Origin of the sequence: Glutamicibacter nicotianae (genome assembly GCF_002797775.1) — a bacterium.
Lineage (GTDB): Bacteria > Actinomycetota > Actinomycetes > Actinomycetales > Micrococcaceae > Glutamicibacter > Glutamicibacter nicotianae.
In genome coordinates, this window is the sequence record NZ_PGEY01000001.1 from 282,187 (window position 1) to 304,606 (window position 22,420).

Annotated in this window: 19 protein-coding genes, 1 tRNA gene and 1 pseudogene; 11 read left to right on the top strand and 10 right to left on the bottom strand. The window is 61.9% G+C overall.

Translation table 11 applies throughout. The features are described 5' to 3' along the window. The first annotated feature begins 6 nt into the window (after positions 1-6). Both ATK23_RS01245 and ATK23_RS01250 read left to right on the top strand, forming a co-directional pair. Positions 7-1,377, top strand: a complete 1,371-nt coding sequence (locus tag ATK23_RS01245; RefSeq protein WP_066139725.1) for an NAD(P)/FAD-dependent oxidoreductase — start codon at positions 7-9, stop codon at positions 1,375-1,377. A gap of 32 nt (positions 1,378-1,409) precedes the next feature. Further along, positions 1,410-1,919: a GNAT family N-acetyltransferase gene (locus tag ATK23_RS01250; protein WP_066139722.1), complete on the top strand. Its 510-nt coding sequence runs from the start codon at positions 1,410-1,412 to the stop codon at positions 1,917-1,919. On the opposite strand, the gene ATK23_RS01255 is transcribed toward ATK23_RS01250, so the two are convergent. Continuing rightward, positions 1,906-2,184, bottom strand: coding sequence for a putative quinol monooxygenase (locus tag ATK23_RS01255; RefSeq protein WP_066139719.1), 279 nt, complete (start codon positions 2,182-2,184; stop codon positions 1,906-1,908). The genes ATK23_RS01250 and ATK23_RS01255 overlap by 14 nt on opposite strands. A gap of 108 nt (positions 2,185-2,292) precedes the next feature. On the opposite strand from ATK23_RS01255, the gene ATK23_RS01260 reads away from it, so the two are divergent. Then, complete coding sequence (locus tag ATK23_RS01260; protein WP_066139716.1) at positions 2,293-2,727, top strand: NUDIX hydrolase; 435 nt, start codon at positions 2,293-2,295, stop codon at positions 2,725-2,727. A 152-nt stretch (positions 2,728-2,879) separates the two neighbouring features. On the opposite strand, the gene ATK23_RS01265 is transcribed toward ATK23_RS01260, so the two are convergent. Further along, a protein-coding gene (locus ATK23_RS01265) for an IS3 family transposase (protein WP_100339223.1) occupies positions 2,880-4,090 on the bottom strand; the annotation gives its coding sequence in 2 pieces (ribosomal slippage) (positions 2,880-3,844 and positions 3,844-4,090; 1,212 coding nt in all). 574 nt (positions 4,091-4,664) lie between these two features. Then, the gene (locus ATK23_RS01275) at positions 4,665-6,455 is read right to left on the bottom strand and encodes an ABC-F family ATP-binding cassette domain-containing protein (protein ID WP_066140330.1); all 1,791 of its coding nucleotides are present in this window, start codon (positions 6,453-6,455) and stop codon (positions 4,665-4,667) included. A gap of 172 nt (positions 6,456-6,627) precedes the next feature. Here ATK23_RS01275 and ATK23_RS01280 point away from each other — a divergent pair. The 3 genes from ATK23_RS01280 to ATK23_RS01290 all read left to right on the top strand — a co-directional run bounded on the left by ATK23_RS01280 (position 6,628) and on the right by ATK23_RS01290 (position 9,339). Further along, a tRNA-Gln gene (locus tag ATK23_RS01280) sits at positions 6,628-6,702 on the top strand. Between the two features lie 132 nt (positions 6,703-6,834). Beyond that, entirely contained in the window at positions 6,835-8,286 is a 1,452-nt protein-coding gene (gene glmU / locus ATK23_RS01285; protein WP_407645284.1) for a bifunctional UDP-N-acetylglucosamine diphosphorylase/glucosamine-1-phosphate N-acetyltransferase GlmU, read from the top strand. Positions 8,287-8,358: 72 nt separating this feature from the next. Then, positions 8,359-9,339, top strand: a complete 981-nt coding sequence (locus ATK23_RS01290; protein ID WP_038989861.1) for a ribose-phosphate diphosphokinase — start codon at positions 8,359-8,361, stop codon at positions 9,337-9,339. Positions 9,340-9,401: 62 nt separating this feature from the next. Here ATK23_RS01290 and ATK23_RS01295 read toward each other — a convergent pair whose 3' ends face one another. Further along, positions 9,402-9,836 carry a DUF1801 domain-containing protein gene (locus ATK23_RS01295; RefSeq protein WP_066139707.1) on the bottom strand — a complete coding sequence of 145 codons (435 nt, stop codon included), beginning with the start codon at positions 9,834-9,836 and terminating at the stop codon, positions 9,402-9,404. A gap of 281 nt (positions 9,837-10,117) precedes the next feature. Between ATK23_RS01295 and ATK23_RS01300 the strand changes: the two are divergent. The 4 genes and pseudogenes from ATK23_RS01300 to sufU all read left to right on the top strand — a co-directional run. Continuing rightward, positions 10,118-10,390, top strand: a pseudogene (locus ATK23_RS01300) (50S ribosomal protein L25); the annotation flags it as partial. A gap of 42 nt (positions 10,391-10,432) precedes the next feature. Continuing rightward, complete coding sequence (gene pth, locus ATK23_RS01305; RefSeq protein ID WP_066139704.1) at positions 10,433-11,014, top strand: aminoacyl-tRNA hydrolase; 582 nt, start codon at positions 10,433-10,435, stop codon at positions 11,012-11,014. Between the two features lie 254 nt (positions 11,015-11,268). After that, positions 11,269-12,561 (top strand): SufS family cysteine desulfurase, encoded by a 1,293-nt coding sequence (locus ATK23_RS01310; protein ID WP_066139701.1) that lies wholly within the window; start codon positions 11,269-11,271, stop codon positions 12,559-12,561. Then, complete coding sequence (gene sufU / locus ATK23_RS01315) at positions 12,562-13,014, top strand: Fe-S cluster assembly sulfur transfer protein SufU (RefSeq protein ID WP_066139698.1); 453 nt, start codon at positions 12,562-12,564, stop codon at positions 13,012-13,014. It begins immediately after the preceding gene. A gap of 80 nt (positions 13,015-13,094) precedes the next feature. On the opposite strand, the gene nhaA is transcribed toward sufU, so the two are convergent. Together nhaA and ATK23_RS01325 are read right to left on the bottom strand one after the other, a co-directional pair. Next, positions 13,095-14,444 (bottom strand): Na+/H+ antiporter NhaA, encoded by a 1,350-nt coding sequence (gene nhaA, locus ATK23_RS01320; RefSeq protein WP_066139694.1) that lies wholly within the window; start codon positions 14,442-14,444, stop codon positions 13,095-13,097. A 162-nt stretch (positions 14,445-14,606) separates the two neighbouring features. Then, the gene (locus ATK23_RS01325; RefSeq protein ID WP_066139691.1) at positions 14,607-15,107 is read right to left on the bottom strand and encodes a DUF2505 domain-containing protein; all 501 of its coding nucleotides are present in this window, start codon (positions 15,105-15,107) and stop codon (positions 14,607-14,609) included. A gap of 239 nt (positions 15,108-15,346) precedes the next feature. Here ATK23_RS01325 and mfd point away from each other — a divergent pair, with 239 nt between their 5' ends. Further along, positions 15,347-18,955 carry a transcription-repair coupling factor gene (gene mfd / locus ATK23_RS01330; protein WP_066139687.1) on the top strand — a complete coding sequence of 1,203 codons (3,609 nt, stop codon included), beginning with the start codon at positions 15,347-15,349 and terminating at the stop codon, positions 18,953-18,955. 66 nt (positions 18,956-19,021) lie between these two features. Here mfd and ATK23_RS01335 read toward each other — a convergent pair whose 3' ends face one another. The 4 genes from ATK23_RS01335 to ATK23_RS01350 all read right to left on the bottom strand — a co-directional run bounded on the left by ATK23_RS01335 (position 19,022) and on the right by ATK23_RS01350 (position 22,369). After that, entirely contained in the window at positions 19,022-19,516 is a 495-nt protein-coding gene (locus tag ATK23_RS01335) for a tetratricopeptide repeat protein (protein ID WP_083515502.1), read from the bottom strand. 85 nt (positions 19,517-19,601) lie between these two features. Next, on the bottom strand, positions 19,602-19,859 hold the full coding sequence (locus ATK23_RS01340) for a hypothetical protein (RefSeq protein WP_066139684.1): 258 nt from the start codon (positions 19,857-19,859) through the stop codon (positions 19,602-19,604). A 33-nt stretch (positions 19,860-19,892) separates the two neighbouring features. Further along, entirely contained in the window at positions 19,893-20,579 is a 687-nt protein-coding gene (deoC, locus tag ATK23_RS01345) for a deoxyribose-phosphate aldolase (protein ID WP_066139681.1), read from the bottom strand. A gap of 59 nt (positions 20,580-20,638) precedes the next feature. Then, positions 20,639-22,369 carry a phospho-sugar mutase gene (locus tag ATK23_RS01350; protein WP_066139678.1) on the bottom strand — a complete coding sequence of 577 codons (1,731 nt, stop codon included), beginning with the start codon at positions 22,367-22,369 and terminating at the stop codon, positions 20,639-20,641. Positions 22,370-22,420 lie beyond the last annotated feature (51 nt).

Below are 22,420 nucleotides of genomic sequence, written 5' to 3' on the forward strand. Positions count from 1 at the left end.
CACAACATGCTCAACGGACGCGTCTCGCACTGGTGGGAAGAGATCGGACTGCCAGAGCCACGCCAGCAGCTGCGCGGCCATGGCAGCGCAGACGTGGCCATCATAGGTGCCGGATTCACCGGCCTGTGGACCGCCTACTACCTAGCCAAGGCCAACCCGGAGCTGAGCATCACGATCCTCGAAGCCCGGCACGCAGGCTACGGCGCCTCGGGACGCAACGGGGGATGGCTCACCAACACCATCACCGCCGGTCGCGAACGCTACCTGAAATCCCATGGAAGGCAGGCGGTCAACGACTTCCAGCTGGCAATGAACCGTACCGTTGCCGAGGTCATCGAGGTGTGTGCCGCCGAAGGGATTGACGCAGATATCCTGCAAGGCGGAGAACTTGAAGTCGCGTACACCCCGGCTCAGGAGAGACGGCTGCGTGCCGACGCTGTGGCAGCTGCGCAATGGCAGCACTCGGACACCGAGCTGCTGGAAGCCGACGCGGTGCGCCGCAAGGTCAACGTTGCCAACGCCCGGGCAGGGGTGTGGCATCCGCATGCCGCCCGGATCCACCCGGCCAAACTGGTCCGCGGTCTCGCCGTCGCGGTGGAGCGGCTCGGCGTCCGGATCCATGAAAACACCCGTGCCACCGCGTTGCGCCCGCACCGCGTCGAATACGACGGCGGCACGCTGGACGCCGAATACATTGTCCGTGCCACCGAAGGGTTCACCGCCGGGCTGGCCGGGCACAAGCGATTGTGGCTGCCGATGAATTCTTCGCTGATCGCCACCGAACCGCTGGCGCAGTCCGTGTGGGATGAATTGGGATGGAATCACGGCGAGGTGCTGGGGGACTACGCCCACGTGTACATGTATGCCCAGCGCACCGCGGATGATCGCATAACCATTGGTGGTCGGGGCGTCCCATACAAGTACGGTTCGCGCACGGATACCGACGGCGTGACGCCGCACAGCACCGTCCAGGGATTGCAGGAAATCCTGCACCGCATGTTCCCGCAGACCCGTGGCGCAGGAATCGACCATGCATGGTCCGGGGTGCTTGGCGTGCCTCGCGACTGGGCGGCTACCGTGGGACTGGATCCGGCGACCGGCATTGGCTGGGCCGGCGGTTATGTCGGCACCGGGGTCAGCACGACGAATCTTGCCGGACGCACCTTGCGCGACTTGATCCTCGGGGAAACCACTGAATTGACCAGCCTGCCGTGGGTCAACCACCAGGTGCGCAAATGGGAGCCGGAACCGTTGCGCTGGCTGGCAACCAAGGGCCTGTATGCGGCCTATGGCGCGGCAGATCGAAGCGAGCTGAAGGGGCGTGCCAGCTCGTCTCCACTGGCAGTACTGGCCGACAAGATCACCGGGAAGCCTTGAGGGCTTGGCCTTGCAAGGCCTAGGCTGTGGCCATGGAAACGGCAAAGCGCGGAAGCTTGTGGGCCGGCGGCCAGGACTACCTGCTGCGCGAAGCGAAAGCAGCGGATCTCGATCAGATCATTGCCTTGATGGCAGACGATGACATTCGCCGAGCGGAGCATCAGGGCGCCGAGGAGGATATGGAACAGTATCTCCACGCGTTCAACCAAATTAATGCGGACCCGGCGCATTCGCTGATGGTGGTGGAAGCCCAGGACGGAACACTGGTCGGCACGATGCAGCTGACCCTCTTGCCGGGACTGGCACGCAGGGGAGCGACGCGGATGCAGATCGAAGCAGTGCGCGTGTCCTCCGCGTTGCGCGGCAGGGGACTGGGAACTGCAATGATCCGCTGGGCTATTTCCGAAGCCGAGAACAAGAATGTCCAGCTGGTCCAATTGACCAGCGATGCGCAGCGCACCGATGCGCACCGATTCTACGAGGCGCTGGGCTTCACCGCGTCGCATGTGGGATTCAAGATGAGGCTGGCTATAGCCTCTTGATCGTATAGATCCGCTGCAAGCCGGAGGTGGCCTGGCCCCACTTGCTAGCCGCGGCCCGTTGCTGGTGGGCTTCAAAGGCGCCACTGTTTTCGAATTCCTCGTGGACCAGCCAGACCCAGGGATCTTCGGTTGGCGTGACAGAGAAGGAGACGCAGCCGGGCTCGGCCTTGGTCAGGAGGATATGCTTCGGCAGCAATTTCTTCACTACCTCAGCTTCGGCCGCATCCTTGCACAGCAGCCGGCCCTCCAAGATCACGGTTCCCATACCAGCAAGTCTGCCACGATCGGTGGCAGACTGGGAGAAAATTCTCAGTGATGCTGGGGCCGGATAGCATTACTACTGAGTTCTGATAAGTCTAAACGAAAGCCGAATATGGATCGTCCGCAGAAAGTCATAGCGTACATCGTCAAGAATGACCGTGTTTTGGTAATTCGTCATGCTGACTTCCCGTTAGAGCAGACCGGTTTGCAGGTTCCTGCCGGAACTATCAAGCCAGGAGAGCGGCCTGACCAAGCCGTCCTGCGTGAATCTTACGAAGAAACAGGGCTGAAGAACCTTCGGATCGTGAGCTACTTGGGTGCGGGTGAATACGATATGCGCCCATACGCTGATGCAATTCATGTGCGCCACTATTTCCACCTCACTGTCGACGATGACAAAGTACCTGAAAAGTGGGAATGGCAAGAGACCCACGACGGTGTTGGGGAGCCAACACCGTTTGAGCTTAACTGGATTGGCCTTAAGCAGTCTCACGTACTTGCTGGTGGGCAGGCGGCATTCATTGGACGTATCAACGGCGGAATCTGACGAATCAAAGAAGGTCGTTTTGACTTCCGTACAGGGCACCTTGACCGGGTATTTTAGCGGGAAGGGTACACGGAACACCCTAAAATACGTGCTTTCATAGACTGAGCTGGTCAAGTTTCTGAGACACGATCTTTGATCTTTTCTAAATATTCTCAAGCCGCAAGGGCCAGAGAATTCCTTTCCCAATACGAGTCCAGAACTGCTTGGGGGCTGAGCCCTCCATTGGCTGTATGCGGTCGTTTCCGGTTGTACCAGACTTCGATGTATTCCATCACCGCGGTCCGCGCTGCCACGCTGCTGGTAAACGCCCGGTGATGGTACATTTCGTTCTTGATTGTCGAGAACGTTGACTCGGCCACGGAATTATCCCAGCACACCCCGGTGCGCCCCATCGATTGCCGTACGCCGTGGGCAGCGCACCACCCCTGGAACGCGTCCGAGGTGTACTGCGTGCCATGGTCCGAGTGGAACACGCTGTCAGGCTGGATAAAGCCCCGCGACGCGGCAAGCTCCATGGCGTCGATGACCAGCTGGGTTTGCATGTTTTCGCCCATTGACCAGCCCACGATCTGACGCGAAGACAAATCGATGACCGTCGCCAAGTACAGCCAGCCCTCTCCGGTGAGAAGGTAGGTGATATCGCCAACCAGCTTCGCCCCAGGCCGGCAAGAGCGGAAGTCCCGCCGGCCGAGCTTGTCGACCATATGGTTCTTGATATGCGCTGTTCGCGCTTGGTGGTCACGCACCGTCGTGGTTTTGAACGCGCTCATCCGTTTGGCCTGGATTCCCAGGTCTTTCATGATCGAGAGGACCGTGGACTTCGGAATCTGCATGTTCTGGTTGTTGCGGAGCAGGTCCACCAGTTGCCCGGCCCCAGCAACCTGGTTGGACGCTTCGAATTCGGTGTGGATCAGTTCGGTACGGCGCATGCGCAGTACTTGGGCTTCGCTCAGCTCCTCGCAGGGGTTAAGCCACCGGTAATAGGATGCCCTGGAAACCTGCAGTTTCTGGCACATCCACTTCACCGGGTACTGGCCGGTATGGGCTTTGATGAAGGTGAAGACTGCGCTTATTTCTTGCTGTTCGAGGCGAAATAGGCGCTGACATCTTTTAAAAAGTCGTTCTCCCGTTTCACCTGCAGCAATTCCTTGCGTAGCTTCTTGTACTGGGCCCATTCCACTGGTCCGCGTTCCTCGGTTTCCGCTTCGGGGTGCTCGGTGCGATAAGTGCGGACCCAGTTGCCCAGGGTTCCTTCGTTGATGCCTAGAGAGGCTGCGACCTCGACCAGGCTCTTCTGGGAAGAGATCACTAGTTCGACTGCTTCGGCTCGGAACTCCGGAGTGAACTGCTGACGTTTGGACATGCACTCATTCTCCTACGAACGCGTGTCTCACAACTTCATGACAGCTCAGTCATCTGTTCTACTGACCAGTAGTAAGCAGTCGTGATCGCATGATCAAAGGGTTCTGCGGAATTACCCTCAAAGAAACCGATGAGTCGATGTCATTGCGGTGTAAGGACGCGGGAAAGCTCGGAAAGGATTGGGGGGAGTTCCATTGGCGGCACATGGATCAGGGAGTACCAGGCGAGCCCCCTTTCAAGCTTCCATCAGCTGCGTCGGTATGTCGGAGTGAGGATGCGATGCCACCTTCTTAAATCACGGAGTGCTACTGTCTCAGACCGTGCACTATTTCGCAGCCCGCACCGACCAACTGTCTCTAAACCACAACGGATGGACGGAGGTGGAACGCGCAGCGATGACGCAATACCGCTGGTGGTCAACGGAAGAGCTAGAGACACAGCCAGTGACTTTTTACCCCAGCGACCTCGTTGAGCTAGTCAATTCAGCCGCCAACCACGTTTGATGCGTCAAAGCATACGCCTGAACCAATAAAGGTCGTTTCCGGACCCTGCCGATGAGTCAACGTGCGCAGAAGCTATCCGAGCAGCTCGGACAGTTCCAGCCAGCGCTCTTCCAGCTCATCGATCTGCGACTGGTAGTCATTGATCTCGGCAGTGAACTTGGCCAGGCCCTCGTAGTCGCTCTGGTCATGATCGGCCATCTTGGCATGGACCTTGGCGATCTTTTCCTCCAGCTGGCCTACCTTGCGTTCATTGGCATTCAGTTCCTTCTGCGCGGCACGCAGCTCGGCCCCCGACGGGCCAGCAGGCTTCTCGCCAGCCTGGGCAGAAGCCTGGGTGGGATTCGATCCGCCGGGCGATCCCTGGGCGGCCCGCAGCTTCAGGTACTCGTCCACACCGCCAGGCACGTGGCGGAAGGTGCCATTCAGGATGGCGTACTGCTGGTCGGTGACGCGTTCGAGCAGGTAGCGGTCGTGGGAGACCACGATCAGCGTGCCCGGCCAGGAGTCCAGCAGATCTTCCAGTGCGGCCAGCATGTCGGTATCGACGTCGTTGGTCGGCTCATCGAGGATCATCACGTTCGGTTCGCCCATGAGGATCATCAGCAGCTGCAGGCGGCGGCGCTGGCCGCCGGAGAGCTCGCGGACCTTGGTGGACAGGTGCGCGGAGGAGAAGCCGAGGCGTTCCAGCAGCTGCGCCGGGGTCAGGTCCTTGCCGTCCACATTGAAGGTGGTCTTGAAGCGTCCGAGGACCTCGCGGACCAGGTCCTCGCCGATCTGCTCCAGCTCGCGGAACTGCTGGTCAAGCACCGCCAGCTTGACGGTCTGGCCGCGCTTGATCTTGCCGCTGGTGGGCGCCACGGTGCCGGCAATCAGGCCAAGCAGGGTGGACTTGCCGGCGCCATTGGCCCCCAGCAGGCCGGTGCGCTCGCCGGGCCCGATGCGCCAGGTGAAGGGCTTGAGCACCTGCTTGTCCCCGAAGGAGACCTCGGTGTCCAGCAGGTCGATGACGTCCTTGCCCAGCCGGCTGGTGGCCATCTGCTTGAGTTCCAGCGGGTTGCGCACCGGCGGAACGTCCGCGATCAGCTGGTTGGCCGCCTCGATGCGGAACTTCGGCTTGGAGGTGCGGGCCGGTGCGCCGCGGCGCAGCCAGGCCAGTTCTTTCTTCATCATGTTCTGCCGCTTGGATTCGGTGACCGCGGCGATGCGGTCGCGTTCCACGCGCTGCAGCACGTAGGCGGCGTAGCCGCCCTCGAACGGCTCGACCAGGCGGTCGTGCACTTCCCAGGTGGTGGTGCAGACCGCGTCGAGGAACCAGCGGTCGTGGGTGACGACCATCAGGCCGCCGGAGTTCTTGGACCAGCGGTTGTTGATGTGCTTGGCGAGCCAGGAGATGCCCTCGACGTCCAAATGGTTGGTCGGCTCGTCCAGGATGACGACATCCCAGTCCTGCACCAGCAGCGCGGCCAGGGCCACGCGGCGGCGCTGGCCACCGGAAAGGGTGCCGACCTTTGCTTCCCAGTCCAGGTCTGCGACCAGCCCGGAGATGATGTCGCGGATCCGGGCTTGGCCGGCCCATTCGTGGTCGTCCATTTCGCCCACCACGCTGAAGTGCACGGTTGCTTCGGGATCCAGGGTGTCGGACTGGTCCAGCACGCCCACGCGCAGTCCGTTGCGCTTGGTCACCCGCCCGGAGTTGGGCTCGATCCTGTTGGAGAGCATGCCAAGCAGCGAGGACTTGCCTTCGCCGTTGCGACCCACCAAGCCGATGCGGTCGCCGTCGGAGATGCCGATGGTGACCGAGTCGAAAACGACATGGGTGGGATATTCCAGATGCAGGGCTTCGCCCCCGAGTAAATGAGCCACGATTCCCATTTTACGTTCCGAGGGCAAATCGAGGTCATTGCAGGCTGGCCCGAGCTGTTTAAAGCAGAGAACAAAAGTGAGTTTAGCTACGGTGTTTTGCGATTTCGCACAACGGGCCGATCATGGCAGAATGATTAGCGTGCTTGTCGGGCATGCCCTGCGCAAGCGATTTTCCGCCCTGGTGTAATGGCAACACGCCAGCCTTTGGAGCTGTGCATTCTAGGTTCGAATCCTAGGGGCGGAACCATTGATAAGGCGTCACGGATGTGGCGCCGTTATTTTTTAATCAATTCAGCACATCCCGGCGCTCGCGATAGACTTGCTCTGAGGTTTTACTTCTCTGCCCAAAACCTTGAAATCAATTTGCAGGAGAATGCACTTGAGTGATCAGGTCAATGCACCAGTAGCTGTCATCGTCCTCGCCGCTGGCGCCGGTACCCGCATGAAATCGGCGAAGCCGAAGATCATGCATGAAATTGCAGGTCGGTCCATGATTGGCCACGCACTTTACGCGGCATCGGCATTGCAGCCGCAGAACCTGGTAGCAGTTGTCCGCCACCAGCGCGATCTGGTCGCAGAGCACATCCTGACGCAGTTCCCTTCCATCACCATTGCCGACCAGGATGAGATCCCGGGCACCGGCCGCGCCGTGCAGCAGGGTTTGGAAGTTGTCGACCCGTCGCTTGAGGGTACCGTTGTGGTGACCTACGGCGATGTGCCGTTGCTCACCAGCGAGGTGCTCCAGGAACTGGTGGCCACCCATGAGTCGAACGGCAACTCGGTGACCGTGCTGACCACCGAATTGGATGACCCTTCCGGCTACGGCCGCATCCTGCGCGACGCCAACGGGGACGTCTCCGGCATCCGCGAGCAGAAGGACGCCTCGCCGGAGGAATTGGCAGTCAAGGAAATCAACTCCGGCATCTACGCATTCGATGCCCAGATGCTGCGTTCGGCACTGACCGAGGTCACCACCGACAACGCACAGGGCGAGATGTACCTGACCGACGTGCTCGCCATCGCCCGTGAACGCGGCGGCCGCGTCGCTTCCTCGCAGATCGCCGACCGCTGGCAGATCGAGGGCGCCAACGACCGCGTGCAGGTGTCCAACCTGGCCCGCATCTACAACCAGCGCATGACCGAATTCTGGATGCGCCAGGGCGTGACCATCGTCGATCCTGCGACCACCTGGATCGACGCCGACGTCATGATCGGCCAGGACGCCACGATCAAGCCGGGAACCCAGCTGCACGGCGAGACCGTCATCGGCGCCAACGCCACCGTTGGCCCGGACACCACCTTGACCAACGTGGTGGTTGGCCAGCGCGCTACCGTCAAGCGCACCGACGCCACCGACTCGCGCATCGCCGACGGCGCCTCGGTTGGCCCGTTCGCCTACCTGCGCCCGGGTACCGACCTCGGTGCAGATGGCAAGATCGGCGCTTTCTACGAAACCAAGAATGTCACGATTGGCCGTGGCTCCAAGCTCTCGCACCTCGGCTACGCCGGAGATGCTGAAATCGGTGAATTCACCAACATCGGCTGCGGCAATATCACCGCAAACTACGATGGCGAGAAGAAGCACCGCACCAAGATCGGTTCGCATGTGCGCACCAGCTCCAACACCGTATTCGTCGCTCCGGTGGAAATCGGGGACGGCGCATACACCGGAGCTGGAGCCATCGTCCGCAAGAACGTCCCGGCCGGTGCCTTGGCACTGTCTGTGGCACCGCAGCGCAACTCCGAGGGATGGACGCTGGAAAAGCGCCCAGGCACCCCTTCGGCTGACGCAGCATTCAAGTCCTCGCTGAACTCCTCGGCTTCCGAGTAATCCAGCTACGGACTACATTTCCTCGACAACAACCTCATACGTGATAGCGAAGCGAGCGAGAAAGCAAACCCCATGAGTGAAATCCGCCATAACGTCGACAAAGAGCTGGTGCTGGCCACCGGGCGCGCGCACCCGGAACTTGCCGCAGAAGTAGCCAAGGAACTCGACACCGATCTGCTGCCTTTGAACGCCTATGACTTCGCCAACGGCGAGATCTACGTGCGTTCGGACGAGTCGGTGCGCGGCAAGGATGTGTTCCTGCTGCAGTCCTACCCAGCACCGTTGAACAACTGGCTGATGGAACAGCTGATCATGATCGACTCGATGAAGCGTGCTTCGGCTCGCCGCATCACCGTTGTGGCGCCGTTCTACCCGTACGCCCGCCAGGACAAGAAGGGCCGCGGCCGCGAGCCGATCTCGGCCCGCCTGGTTGCCGACCTGTTCAAGACCGCCGGCGCCGACCGCGTGATCTCCTGCGACCTGCACACCGCGCAGATCCAGGGCTTCTTCGACGGTCCGGTGGACCACCTGTTCGGCTTCCCGCTGCTGGCCGACTACATCAAGTCCAAGGTGGATGTCAGCGAAGTGACCGTGGTGTCCCCGGATACCGGACGCGTGCGCGTGGCCGAGCAGTGGGCTGACCGCCTGGGCGGCGCTCCGCTGGCCTTCGTGCACAAGTCCCGCGATCTGACCGTGCCGAACCAGGCCGAGTCCAAGACCGTGGTGGGCCAGGTCGAGGGCCGCACCGCGATCCTGATCGACGACATGATCGACACCGGTGGAACCATCGCAGGCGCCGTGCGTGTGCTGAAGGAAGCCGGCGCCAAGGATGTCATCATCGCCGCGACACACGCCGTATTCTCGGATCCGGCCGCGCAGCGCCTGGCCGAGTGCGGTGCCCGCGAGGTTGTTGTCACCAACACCCTGCCGATCCCTGAAGAGAAGCGCTTCGAGAACCTGACCGTGCTCTCGATCGCACCGACGATCGCCCGCGCGATCTCCGAGGTGTTCCACGACGGTTCGGTTACGAACCTGTTTGACGGCCGCGCCTAGCAGCCCTCGTTTCGCAAGCCTTCGGCCGGTACCCCTGCGGGTGCCGGCCGAAGGCAGTTAAATCAGCTGTTCATGGTCGTGTCGTCGGACAGCGTTTCCTGCAGCGACTTCTCGATCAGTTCGCGCAGGATTGCCTGGTCCACCGAGGCAAGCCGGGTCAGATACAGGCAGGCTTTGCTGCTCCGGTGCTTGCCGAGCTTCTCCAGCAGCTCCGGCCAGCGTTCGGCAAATCCGCTGGCCAGATAGATGGTGTGGTGGCTCGGGCCGGGAGCAAAGGCCAGCAGCGGCGCGATGCCGCCGTGCCCTGACTCGTAGCGGTACTCGTACTGGCCGAAGCCGAGGATCCGCCCGGCCCAGACTACCGGTTCGTAACCGGAAATTTCCTTGAACAGCGCCAGCAGCTCATCTGCTTCGGCACGCCGGGGACCGGTGGCCCGGTCCAATACCGGTGCAATCGGAAGATCGGAAGGGGACATTGCGGGCTGCTTGCTGGCCATGGAATTCCTTCCTGCAGCGTTCGTCGGCTGCAGCGGCTTGCGGGGACTTGCCTCAACGCTACCCGCCAGCGCAAGGTCCCGCTGTGTTCTGGGAGACAGATTTTCGTCCAGGGGCGTCGGACTGCTAGAATAATTGACTGTGCCCAGGCGAGGGAAACACCAGCAATGGTGGGACCGTTATCGACAAGGCCGGAAAAGCTCTTTCATCTCCTAGATGTTGGTTGCTTCCCGAGTCCACGCAAGGGCCTGAACGAAGCAACCATTTCCTAAGGAGAATCATCATGGCATCTGTCAACCTTGACGCCGTTGTACGCACCGATTTCGGTAAGGGCGCTGCCCGCCAGGCTCGCCGCGACGGCCAGATCCCAGCTGTAGTCTACGGCGCAGGCTCCGAGCCGCAGCACGTCCTGCTGCCAGGCCGCGAAACCACCCTGGCCGTTCGCGACCGCGGTGTTGAGCTGGTTCTGAACATCGAAGGCAAGACCGTCAAGACCACCATCAAGGACATCCAGATCCACGCGCTGAACCGCACCGTTGATCACCTGGACCTGATCATCGCTGCCTAATTCCAGCGACCTAGGTTTCAGCTGAGCATCATGAGTGATGAAACTTGGCTCGTAGCCGGACTCGGGAACCCCGGGTCCGGCTACGCTGGCAATAGACACAATATCGGGCAGATGGTGCTCGACGAGCTGGCCAATCGCGTCGGCTCGAAATTCAAGACCCACTCTTCGCGTTCCCAAGTGGTCGAGGGGCGCATGGGGGTTGGCGGTCCGCGCATCGTGCTGGCCAAGCCCATGGTCTACATGAACCTTTCGGGCGGGCCGGTAGCCAATGCCGCGAAGTTCTTCGGCATCGGCGTCGACCGCCTGATCGTCGTGCATGACGAGATCGATATTCCGTTCGACACCATCAAGCTCAAGCGCGGTGGCGGCGAAGGCGGGCATAACGGATTGCGCGATATCTCAAAGGCCATGGGTTCCAAGGATTATCTGCGCGTGCGCGCAGGCGTTGGACGTCCTCCGGGCCGCATGGATACCGCCAAATGGGTTTTGCAGGACTTCTCAAAGACCGAGAAGGCGGATCTTCCGTTCCTGATCGACAATTGCGCTGACGCAGTTCAATTGCTGATGACCTCGGGACTGGAAGCCGCCCAGGCAAAATTCCATATCAGCTGATCGCTGCCCCTGGCGGGAGCGATGAAGAGGGGGACCGCTGCGGACTGGACCAGTTCGCAGCGGTCCTCCTCTCGTTAAAAATTAGGAATGCCATGTAGCGAGGCGTTCCTTACTAAGGCCTGACTTAGATGTGCTTCGAGGCCCAGAATGGAATAATTACCCAATGTACCCCTTGCCTAATAGGGCGCCGACTTCTCTGATGCCGCGTCCTGCCAGGCATCCAAGACAATTATTCGGAGGACCACGTGCACACGATGACCGGTCAGCCAGAAGCACTTGAAGCGTTGACAGCTGGAGAAGTTGAGCGCATCAAGGCCGACTTTGAAATTCTGGAGCACCAAGTCAACGGCGTTGACGTGGTGTACCTGGACTCCGGCGCCACCAGCCAAAAGCCGCGCTGCGTCTACGAAGCCGAGCAGCACTACTACGAGAACGCCAATGCCGCGGTGCACCGCGGTGCGCATTCCCTGGCAGTTGAAGCGACCGAAATCTATGAGCAGGCACGCGAGACGGTGGCCAAGTTCATCGGTGCACGCACCAACGAACTGGTCTGGACCGCGAACGCCACCGAAGCGCTAAACCTGATCAGCTACTCGATGTCCAATGCCTCCCTGGGCCGCGGGGGAGAAGCTGCAGCCCGCTTCCGTCTGGGTCCGGGCGATGAAATCCTCACCACCGAACTGGAACACCACGCGAACCTGATCCCATGGCAGGAACTGGCCTTCCGAACCGGTGCCACCTTGCGCTACGTGCCCATCACCGAAGACGGAGCGCTGCGCTACGACCTGCTCGATGAACTGGTCACCGAACGCACCAAGCTGGTGGCCTTCACCCACGTGTCCAACGTGCTGGGAACCATCACTGATACCCAGAAATTCGTTGATGCCGCCCGCAAGGTCGGCGCCTTGACGGTGTTGGACGGATGCCAGTCCGTTCCCCATCTGCCGGTCGACGTGAAGGCCCTGGACGTGGACTTCATGGCCTTCTCGGGCCACAAGATGCTCGGCCCAACCGGCATTGGCGCACTCTACGGACGCGAAGAACTGCTCAACGCCATGCCGCCATTCCTGACCGGTGGATCCATGATCACCGTGGTGGACATGGAGCATGCGCAGTACATGCCATCGCCGCAGCGCTTCGAAGCCGGTACCCAGCGCATTGCCCAGACCCACGGCCTGGCCACCGCAGTTGCCTACCTGGACGAAATCGGCATGGGCCGGATCGCGGCCTGGGAAGAGCACCTCGGGGCGATGCTCTATGAGGGCATCTCGAAGATCGACGGCGTGCGCGTCTTCGGCCCGGCCGACGCCCAGCGCATCGGCACTGTCCCGTTTGAAGTGATGGGGGTGCACCCGCACGATGTGGGCCAGTACCTGGATTCGCGCGGCATCGCGGTGCGCGTGGGCCACCACTGCGCGCAGCCGCTGCACCGCGCCCTGGGCGTGAATTCCACGACCCGCGCCAGCACCTATCTGTACAACACGGAAGCAGACATCAAGGCCCTGCTTGAGGCCCTGAGCTCCGTGCGCGAATACTTTGGAGTCTAAATGAACGAACTGGATCAGCTTTACCAGCAGGTCATCCTGGACCACTCGAAGCGCCGGATCGGCTCGCCGCTGGTTGAGCTCACCGAAGGGCTAGTGCACGGTGAATCGCATCAGCACAACCCGATCTGCGGCGACCAGATCCGCGTCCGCGTCGAGCTGGATGACCAGGACCATTTCACCTCGATGAGCTGGGAAGGAGATGGCTGCTCCATCTCCTTGGCCTCCGCTTCGGTGCTGGCAGAGATGCTGCCGGAACTGACCAAGGAAGAATTCCTTGGGAAGCGGGACTATTTCCGCGAGATGATGCGCTCCAAGGGAAACTTCGAGCCTGATGAGGACGTGCTGGAAGACGCCGCCGCCTTTGTCGGCGTCTCCAAGTTCCCCGCACGCGTCAAGTGCGCCATGCTCGCTTGGGTGGCCGCCGAGGTTGCCATGCACGAGGCGCACAAGTAGCAGTAAAATGAAATAGCTCGGGCGTCGGCTTTCACTTGTGAAAGCCGACGCCCGAGCTATTTCTTCAGCATTCCAGCGGGCTAGTTCGCTTCGTCGCCCTGCTGGTATACGTCGGGGATGCCATCCTTGTCGTCGTCACGCGTCTCTTGCTCGTGCAGGGCCTTGTAGCGGCGGTTGCGCGGAATCAGCCACAGGGCGCCGAGGATCGCGGCAAGGAACGATCCGGCGAGGATCGCTACCTTGGCGTGCTCGTAGTGCGCGGACTCCAGCCCGAAGGACAGTTCGGAAACCAGCAGGGAAACAGTGAAACCGATGCCTGCCAGCAGCGTGACGCCCAAGAGATCGCCCCAGCGGGCATCCTTGTCCAGCGAGGCCTTGGTGAATTTGGTCACTACCCAGGTCGAGCCCATGATGCCAATCGGCTTGCCGAGCACCAGACCCAGCACGATGCCCCAGAACACCGGATCGGTGAGCAATCCGCCGCTGCCCTGCTCCGGGGAAATGACAGTCACGCCAGCGGCGAAGAAGGCGAAGATGGGAATGCAGAAGCCGGAGGACAGCGGCCGGAAACGGTGCTCGAATTGTTCGGCCAGGCCGATGCCTTCGCGGCCATCGGTGCGCTTGACCGGGACGCAGAAGCCCAGAATCACACCGGCGATGGTGGCATGGATGCCGGAGCCGAAGACGAAGATCCAGGTGATGATGCCCAAAGGCAGCAAGATGACCCACGCGGCCCACGCCCGCTTGGCGAAGAACTTGCCAAGGGAACGGGCAAGCACCGTGAACAGGATGATGGGGATCAGTGACAGGCCCAGGTAGGACAGGTTCAGATCGTCGGTGAACACGACGGCGATTATGACAATGGCAATCAGGTCATCGACGACGGCCAGGGTCAGCAGGAAGATGCGCAGCGCCGCGGGAAGCGCCGAGCCGATCACCGCGAGCACCGCCACGGCGAAGGCAATGTCGGTTGCGGTCGGAATGGCCCAGCCGCGCAGCAGCTCGCCGCCACCGGACATGGACGCGATGGCGACGAAGATCAACGCCGGCACCAGCACGCCGCCGAAAGCGGCTGCTACCGGAACGGCCGCAGTCTTCACATTGCGCAGATCGCCAATGACGAATTCTTTCTTCAGCTCCAGGCCGGTCAGGAAGAAGAACACCGCCAGCAGCGCATCGGCGGCCCAGTGGCCGACGGACAGATTCAGGTCCACGCCGAACAGGGTTGGGCCGAAGTGGAAATCGCGCAGTGCGAAATAGGAATCGCGCAGCGGGGTGTTGGCCCAGACCAAGGCCAGCAGGGCGCCGGCGATGAGAACCATGCCGCCGACGGTTTCCTTGCGCAGGATGTCGCCGATACGGACTGATTCGTTATAGCTGGGGCGCGAAAACAGGTTCTTGCCGGAACCCGAAGACGGAGTTTGGCTCATGCGTTTAACTCGCTTACTTCGTTAAATGAATATTTCTCGCCGACCAGACTTCCCGGCACACCTGCATTCAACACTAGCGCGAACAGTGCTCCAGAGCACAAATCCCCGGACGTATTGCGAGATATCGCACGTCCGGGGACTGAGGTGTTGCGTAACTATTCGCTAGGCCTGCTTCGAGAGCCAGGCATCGACCTGGGCAGCCTGCAGATTCAGTGCCTTGCCCAGGTATGGCTCAGCGGCCGAAGCGAGCTTGCCGCCGATGAAGGGAATCGAGGAAGAAACCTTCGCATCGATGGAGAACTCGGAGGTTTCGCCCTGTGCCGTGAGCTGCTCGGTGCCGCTGACGTTCACCGGAACGCCGGCAACAGAGATCTTCACGGTGGCCGAGCGGTTGCCGGCGGCATCAGGGGCGGTCCACTCATCGACCTGGGTGATCTCGATGGTTGCGCCAACGAACTTGCGGGCGATATCCGGAACGCGATCGGTGGGGACCGAACGAACGGTGGTCACGGTGAAGGCGCCGGCGGTGTCGCCGTTCACGGAGAAGTCGGTCAAGGAACCGTTGGCCACCTTGGTCAGGTGCTCGGCAAAGCCGCGATCACTGAGCGTTGCGATGACCTGGTCTGCAGGGTGGGCGATCTGAGTGCTTGCGTTCAATGCCATGAAAGCTAATCCCAATCTGGAAATCTAGGTGGCCGGGCAGCAAAAGTGCAGGCCCGGCGACGGACAGTATTAACCCTATCTGCAAAGGTGCATTGGGTAGGCTAGGACTGCACCCAAAACAACATATTGACGTTTCGGCCGTGGAAAATCATCGACGGCCGGCGTTCGTGGTGTCATTTCGGCGCACCGCCGCACGAAAGCACCGAGCCAAGCGTCTGCATGAGAGGACCCGAACCCCCATGAGCCTAAGCGGACTTCATGATTTCCTGCGCGAAGAACCTTCCTTCAGGCGCATTGGGCAAAGCGCCGCTCATGACTACCATGCACGCAGCGAAGAACTGGAAATCGCCGCCCCGCAGGGCATGCGCCCCATCCTCTCGGCGCACATCAGCCAGGCACTGAGCCGCAGCGAGCATCCGGGCGTGACGCTGATCGTCACCGCGACCGGCCGCGAGGCGGAAGAGGTCTCCAGCTCCCTGGGCGCCTTCCTCCCGGCAGGGCAAATCGCCGAATTCCCTTCGTGGGAAACTCTGCCCCATGAACGCCTTTCGCCACGCAGCGATACCGTGGGCCGCCGGCTGGAAGTGCTGCGCCGGCTGCACGACCGGGACGAGAGCCTGAATATCATCATCGCGCCAATCCGTGCTGTGCTGCAGCCCTTGGTCGCAGGCCTGGGCGAACTGCGCCCGGTGGTACTGGAACTGGACGCCGAGCCGGGATTCGACAACGTCATCAAGGACCTGGCGGCCGCCGCCTACGCCCGCGTGGACATGGTGACGCACCGCGGCGAGTTCGCTGTGCGCGGTGGCATCATTGACGTTTTCCCTCCGACGCTGGACCATCCGGTACGCATCGACTTCTTCGGCGACCAGATCGACTCGATGCGCTACTTCGCCATCGCAGACCAGCGCTCCACCGATGACCCCGGGCCTACGCGGATCATCGCCACGCCCTGCCGCGAAATGCTCATCACCCCGCAGGTGATGAGCCGGGCCGCGAACCTGAAGAACCAGTTCCCGGCCGCCCAGGAAATGCTCACCAAGATTGCCGGCGGCATCGCCGTGGAAGGCATGGAATCCCTGGCTCCGCTGCTGGTAGACAAGATGGTGCCGCTGCTCTCGCTGCTGCCCGAATCCTCCATCGCGCTGGTCATGGAACCAGAGCGGGTGCGCGCCCGAGCCCAGGACCTGAATGCCACCAACGCCGAGTTCCTGGCAGCCGCGTGGGCCTCGGCCTCGGATGGGGCCAGCGCCCCGCTGGATCTGGCCACCGCCGGGTCTGAACGCAAGCTGGCCACCGGCGACTTCGCCTCGCTGGCCGAAACGGTGGAGCACGCACGCGCCGCCAAGGTCTCCTGGTGGGCCATCACCTCACTGGGCGCCGATGAAGAACTGGATCTGGGTGCCGCGACCATCCGCGTGCCGGCCCGCGAACCGCATGGCTACCAAGGCGACATCGAAGCGATGATGGAATTCATTGCCGGGCGGGTCAAGGACCAATGGCGCTTTGTCGTGGCGACCGAGGGACCGGGCCCGGCTGCCCGCCTCTCCGAGCTCTTTGCCGAATTCAAGATCCCAGCGCACCGCGTGGATGACCTGTCCGCCGAGCCAACCGCCGGTCTGATCGAGATCACCCAGGCCACCGCCGGCCGAGGGTTCGTCTTCGAGGAGCTCAAGCTGGGCCTGCTCACCGAAGCAGACCTGCTGGGCCGCTCCAGCGCCTACCCTAACCGCAAGGGCCGCAAGCTCACCGTCAAGCGCAAGCGCAATGCGGTTGACCCGCTGAGCCTGGAAGCGGGGGACTTCATCGTCCACGAGCAGCACGGCATCGGCAAGTTCGTTGAGCTCATGGCCCGCAAGGTCAACGGCTCGGGCAAGGACGCCAAGCGTGAATACCTCGTGGTGGAATACGCCTCCTCCAAGCGCGGCGCGCCGGGGGACCGGCTCTTCGTCCCGATGGACCAGCTGCATATGGTCACCCGGTATGTCGGCGGCGAAGCGCCGACCCTGTCCAAGATGGGCGGCTCGGACTGGGCCAGCACCAAATCCAAGGCGCGCAAGGCGGTCAAGGAGATCGCCGGCGACCTGATCAAGTTGTACTCGGCTCGCATGGCCAGCCGCGGCCACGCTTTCGCCCAGGACACCCCGTGGCAGAACGAGCTGGAGGAAGCCTTCGCCTTCATCGAGACTCCGGATCAGCTCACCGCCATCAACGAGGTGAAGTCCGATATGGAGAAGGAAATCCCGATGGACCGGCTGATCTCCGGCGACGTGGGCTTCGGCAAAACCGAGATTGCGGTGCGCGCCGCGTTCAAGGCGGTCCAAGACTCCAAGCAGGTGGCCGTGCTGGTGCCCACCACGCTGCTGGCCTCCCAGCACTACCAGACCTTCACGGAACGCTACTCCGGGTTCCCGGTGCGCGTGAAGACGCTCTCGCGCTTCCAGACTGCCAAGGAATCCAAGGAGATCCTGGCCGGGCTGAAGGACGGCAGTGTGGATATCGTCATCGGCACCCACCGCCTGCTGAGCAAGAACGTGGAATTCAAGAACCTGGGCCTGGTGATCATCGACGAGGAACAGCGCTTCGGCGTGGAGCACAAGGAAGAGCTCAAGAAGATGCGCACGAACGTGGACGTGCTGGCGATGAGCGCCACCCCGATCCCGCGCACCTTGGAGATGTCGCTGACCGGCATCCGCGAAACCTCCACCCTGGCCACCCCGCCAGAAGAACGGCACCCAGTGTTGACCTATGTAGGTCCGCGCAGCGACAAGCAGATTTCCGCTGCCATCAAGCGCGAGCTGATGCGCGATGGCCAGGTGTTCTTCGTGCACAACCGGGTCAGCTCCATTGAACGGGTGGCGGCCGAACTGCGCGAACTGGCTCCCGAAGCCCGCGTGGAGGTGGCCCACGGCAAGATGAGCGAATCAAGGCTTGAACGGATCATCCAGGACTTCTGGGAAAAGAAATTCGATGTGCTGGTCTCCACCACGATCATCGAAACCGGCCTGGATATCTCCAACGCGAACACGCTGATCGTCGACCGGGCGAACAACTACGGCCTGTCCCAGCTGCACCAGCTGCGCGGGCGCGTGGGCCGTGGCCGCGAGCGCGCCTACGCCTACTTCCTATGGGATGCGGAGAAGCCGCTGGGCGAGATCGCCCTGGAGCGGCTGAAGGCCGTGGCCGCGCACAACGAGCTGGGTTCGGGCTACCAGCTGGCCATGAAGGACCTGGAACTGCGTGGAGCCGGCAACCTGCTCGGCGGCGAGCAGTCCGGGCATATCGCCGGGGTGGGCTTCGACTTGTACCTGCGCCTGGTCGGCGAGGCTGTGGCCGACTACAAGGGGGAAGGCGAGGAAGAAGCCACCGAAATGAAGATCGACCTGCCGGTCAATGCCCACCTGCCGCACGATTACGTACCAGGCGAGCGGTTGCGCCTGGAAGCGTACCGCAACATTGCGCAGGCCGAGACCGACGAGGCGCTCGCCGAGGTCCGTGATGAGCTGGTGGACCGCTATGGCAAGCTGCCGGTTCCGGTGGAGAACCTGATGCGGGTGGCGGCCCTGCGCATCCGTGCGCGTGCCGTGGGACTGCATGATATCCAGCAGATCGGCAACCACATCAAGCTGGCCCCGGCAAAGATCGAGGACCTGCCTGCTTCGCGCCAGGTGCGCTTGGAACGCCTGTACCCGGGGGCTGCGAACAAGCCGGCGCTGAATTCGATCTTCATTCCGAAGCCGAAGACCTCGCCAATCGGCGGCAGGGATCTGGCCGACGGGGAGATCCTTGAATGGGCAGAGAAGCTGCTCTACGCGATCTTCGAGCCGACCCCGGCAGCGAAGGACTGATGCGGCGCTCGCTGACCGCGTGGGCCAGGATCCTGCCGTTTCCGGCAGGCCGCTGGCCCACGCTTGCTAGCGCTGTTCTGATCCAGCTGGCGCGCCCAGTTCGGCGGCGTAGCCGTTGATGGCCCGTGTGTAGAGCGAGGCATGGCGCGCTATGGCGCTGAGCGCCAGCTGCAGGGCTTCGGTGGGCTGGCCGGCATCGTGCAGCGCCAGCGCCAAGAAGGCCTGGGCATCGGTGAAGATCGGCGAGCCGGATGGGATCTGCCGCAACAGCTCAATGGATTGCGTGCACTGCCCGAGGTTGCGCAGCGTGCTGGCCAGCTGGAGCAGCGCTTCATCATGCTGCGGCGCGTCCAGCCCGGCGTCCAGCGCTGCCCGGTAGGGGCCAACCGCCTGTTCTTCTTCGCCCAGATAGTCGTGCAGGGAAGCGATTTCGAAGAGCACCCGCGGATCCTGCGGATCCCTGTCCTGCACTAGGCCTGCCAGCTCGGTGCGGAGCTGTTCCGGGCGTTTTCCTCCGGCCGAGTTCCAGAACTCTTCAACGCGTTGGTCCCATGATTCCATCCGGCCAGTCTAGGCCAAGGAAATGCGATTAAACGCCAAGAGAGGGAAACCCGCAGTCGGGTTTCCCTCTCTTGGAAAGCTCTAGCTAGTTCTGGTGGGCGTTAGCCGCGGCAACCAGATCCTCAGCCTTCTCCGCACGACCCATCAGGTGCATCGGGATGGCGAAGGCCAAGAACATCAGAGCGAAGCTCACCAGGGTCGGCCACCAAGCAACCTCAAGAGTCCAGTAGCCCAAGGTGTAGATGCCAGCCGCGAACAATGCGAAGAAGATCACGAAGTTGACGATATTGCCGACAAGGCGGCCTTCACCTGAATGGGCAGTGTTCTTGCCGTTCGAGTACACTTTTTCTCCTTGGGAAACAGATGGGGCGAATTCCTAGTAGCTGGAACCGCTTTGCTCTCCTTCTAGGATAGCAACTCCTGAGCTAGAACCTAGCCGGGTTGCGCCGGCTGCAATCATGGCCCGCGCGGTTTCGACGCTGCGAACGCCGCCCGAGGCCTTGACCCCCATGTCCGGGCCGACGGTCTTGCGCATCAGCGCCACGTCTTCAACGGTTGCGCCGCCGGTGGAGAAACCGGTGGATGTCTTGACGAAATCGGCACCGGCGGCCTTGGCAGCCTCGCAGGCCAAAACCTTGGCTTCCTCGGTGAGCAGGCAGGTTTCGATGATGACCTTCAAGATGGCCCCGCCTTCATGCGCAGTCTGCGCAATGGCGAATATCTCGTTCACCAGGGCGTCGCGGTCGCCACGCAGGGCAGCAGCGACGTCGATGACCATGTCGATTTCGTTGGCGCCGTCGGCAACAGCGTGCTTGGTTTCGAATACCTTGGTATCGGTGGCCGAAGCACCCAGCGGGAAACCGATGACCGAGCAGGTCAGCACTTCAGAGCCTTCCAGCTCACGCGAAACGGTGGAAACCCACAAAGGGTTGACGCAAACCGACTTGAAGCCGTACTGCTTGGCTTCGTCGCAGATCTGCACAACCTGTTCGCGGGAAGCATTCTGGGCCAGCAGGGTGTGGTCGATGTAGCTGGCGATCTCGCGGGCGCTTAGTTCAGTCATCTTTTCCTCTAACAATAAAGAATTCAATCATTTCAAATGAAGGTCTCGAAGGGGTAAGCCTAGTTGGCATTCAGGTAAGCTGCCAATTCTTCCTTGATGGCCAGGACCTTCGCTGTTGCGCGTTGGCGGGCTTCGGGGACTTCGGCCGGATCATCGACCGGTTCAATGGTTTCCAAGTAGCACTTGAGTTTCGGTTCCGTTCCCGAGGGACGCACGATCACCCGGGAACCGCAGAACGTATGCAGAACCATGGCGTTGGTCGCCGGCAGCTTCTCGGTGCCTTGGGACAGGTCGGTGACCTCGGAAACCTCGGAGCCGCCCAGGGTTGCCGGAGCGTCGTTGCGGATCTTGTCCATGAGCGCGGGGATCTGCGCCAGATCGGTGAAGCGCAGGGAGAGCTGGTCGGTGACGTGCACGCCGTGCTTGGCCGCCAGCTCATCGAGGCGGCCGGCAATGGTGCTTCCGGCTGCTTTCAATTGGGCAGCCAGGTCAGCCAGGACGATGCCAGCTGAGATTCCGTCCTTATCGCGCACCAGATCCGGGGCCACGCAGTAGCCCAGGGCTTCTTCGTAGCCGTAGCCGAGGTCCTCAACGCGGGAAATCCACTTGAAACCGGTCAAGGTTTCCTCGTGCTCGCGTCCGGCATACTTGGCGATGGCTGCCAGCATGCGCGAGGACACGATGGAATTGGCCAGTTTCTTGCCCTCCGGCAAGGTCTTGGAAACCTGGTCTCCGAGCAGCCAGCCCACCTCATCGCCGCGCAGCATCCGCCAGCTGCCGTTATCGCGGATCGCCGCCGCACAGCGGTCGGCATCCGGGTCATTGGCAATCACCAGATCTGCGCCCACCGTGCGGGCCAGCTCGAGCGACAGGTCGATGGCCCCGGGCTCTTCGGGGTTGGGGAACTTCACGGTAGGGAAGAGCGGATCCGGGTACTCCTGCTCGGCAACCATGTGCACGTCGGTGAATCCGGCGTTCAGCAGGGCCTGGCGCATGGTGTGGCCGCCCACGCCATGCATGGCCGAAACCACGATCCGCAGGTTCTTGCGTACCGAGTCCTGCGGCTGGCCAGCGTCGATAATCGGGCGGATGGAAGCCAGGTAGGCTGCTTCGATGTCGCCTTCAGCGCCGGCTGCGGGGAGCACTTTCCAGCCGTTTTCGGCGCGCGGGATCTGCGCCACCGGCTGGCCGTGGTCGATCAGCGAAGCGATCTGCGCATCGATCGGGGAGACGATTTGGGCTCCGCGACCCGACTCATCGGTGATCTTCCCGCCGACATAGACCTTGTAGCCATTGTCCCGCGGAGGGTTGTGGCTGGCCGTCACCATGATGCCGGCTTCGGCACTGAATTCGCGCACGGCCCAAGCCAGCACCGGGGTGGGCAGTGCCGAAGGCATCAGCAGCACCTCGAACCCGGCCGCGGCGAAGACGCCGGCCGAATCCTTGGCGAAGACATCCGAGTTGAACCGGGCATCGAATCCGATGACCACCTTGGGCGTGTAATGGCCATTGGCCTTCTCGGCCAGGAAGCGGGCGATGCCCGCCGCGGTGCGCATGACCACCACGCGGTTCATGCGCATCGGGCCGGCACCCAATTCGGCGCGCAGTCCGGCTGTGCCGAATTCCAGCACGCCGCTGAAGCGGTCGGAAATGTCCTCGAAGGCCAGCGCGTCGCCGTCGTTGACGCGCTGGATCAGCAGTTGCAGTTCTTCCTGCGTTTGCGGATCGGGATCCTGGGCCGCCCATTGGCACGCCGCGTCAAGCAACTGGATTTTCTGCGTGTGGTTCACTGATTTCCCTTCAAAGGACACTGACTGCTTGCTGTGCGCTAAGTGCGCGAG

Bases quoted from the DNA above. Each gene is read 5' to 3' on its own strand.
- ATK23_RS01250 (WP_066139722.1), top strand. From the start codon at position 1,410: ATGGAAACGGCAAAGCGCGGAAGCTTGTGGGCCGGCGGCCAGGACTAC.
- sufU (WP_066139698.1), top strand. From the start codon at position 12,562: ATGAACGAACTGGATCAGCTTTACCAGCAGGTCATCCTGGACCACTCG.
- ATK23_RS01290 (WP_038989861.1), top strand. From the start codon at position 8,359: ATGAGTGAAATCCGCCATAACGTCGACAAAGAGCTGGTGCTGGCCACC.
- ATK23_RS01295 (WP_066139707.1), bottom strand. From the start codon at position 9,836: ATGGCCAGCAAGCAGCCCGCAATGTCCCCTTCCGATCTTCCGATTGCA.
- ATK23_RS01260 (WP_066139716.1), top strand. From the start codon at position 2,293: ATGGATCGTCCGCAGAAAGTCATAGCGTACATCGTCAAGAATGACCGT.
- deoC (WP_066139681.1), bottom strand. From the start codon at position 20,579: ATGACTGAACTAAGCGCCCGCGAGATCGCCAGCTACATCGACCACACC.
- ATK23_RS01335 (WP_083515502.1), bottom strand. From the start codon at position 19,516: ATGGAATCATGGGACCAACGCGTTGAAGAGTTCTGGAACTCGGCCGGA.
- ATK23_RS01325 (WP_066139691.1), bottom strand. From the start codon at position 15,107: ATGGCATTGAACGCAAGCACTCAGATCGCCCACCCTGCAGACCAGGTC.
- ATK23_RS01310 (WP_066139701.1), top strand. From the start codon at position 11,269: ATGACCGGTCAGCCAGAAGCACTTGAAGCGTTGACAGCTGGAGAAGTT.
- pth (WP_066139704.1), top strand. From the start codon at position 10,433: ATGAGTGATGAAACTTGGCTCGTAGCCGGACTCGGGAACCCCGGGTCC.
- ATK23_RS01255 (WP_066139719.1), bottom strand. From the start codon at position 2,184: ATGGGAACCGTGATCTTGGAGGGCCGGCTGCTGTGCAAGGATGCGGCC.
- nhaA (WP_066139694.1), bottom strand. From the start codon at position 14,444: ATGAGCCAAACTCCGTCTTCGGGTTCCGGCAAGAACCTGTTTTCGCGC.
- ATK23_RS01245 (WP_066139725.1), top strand. From the start codon at position 7: ATGCTCAACGGACGCGTCTCGCACTGGTGGGAAGAGATCGGACTGCCA.
- mfd (WP_066139687.1), top strand. From the start codon at position 15,347: ATGAGCCTAAGCGGACTTCATGATTTCCTGCGCGAAGAACCTTCCTTC.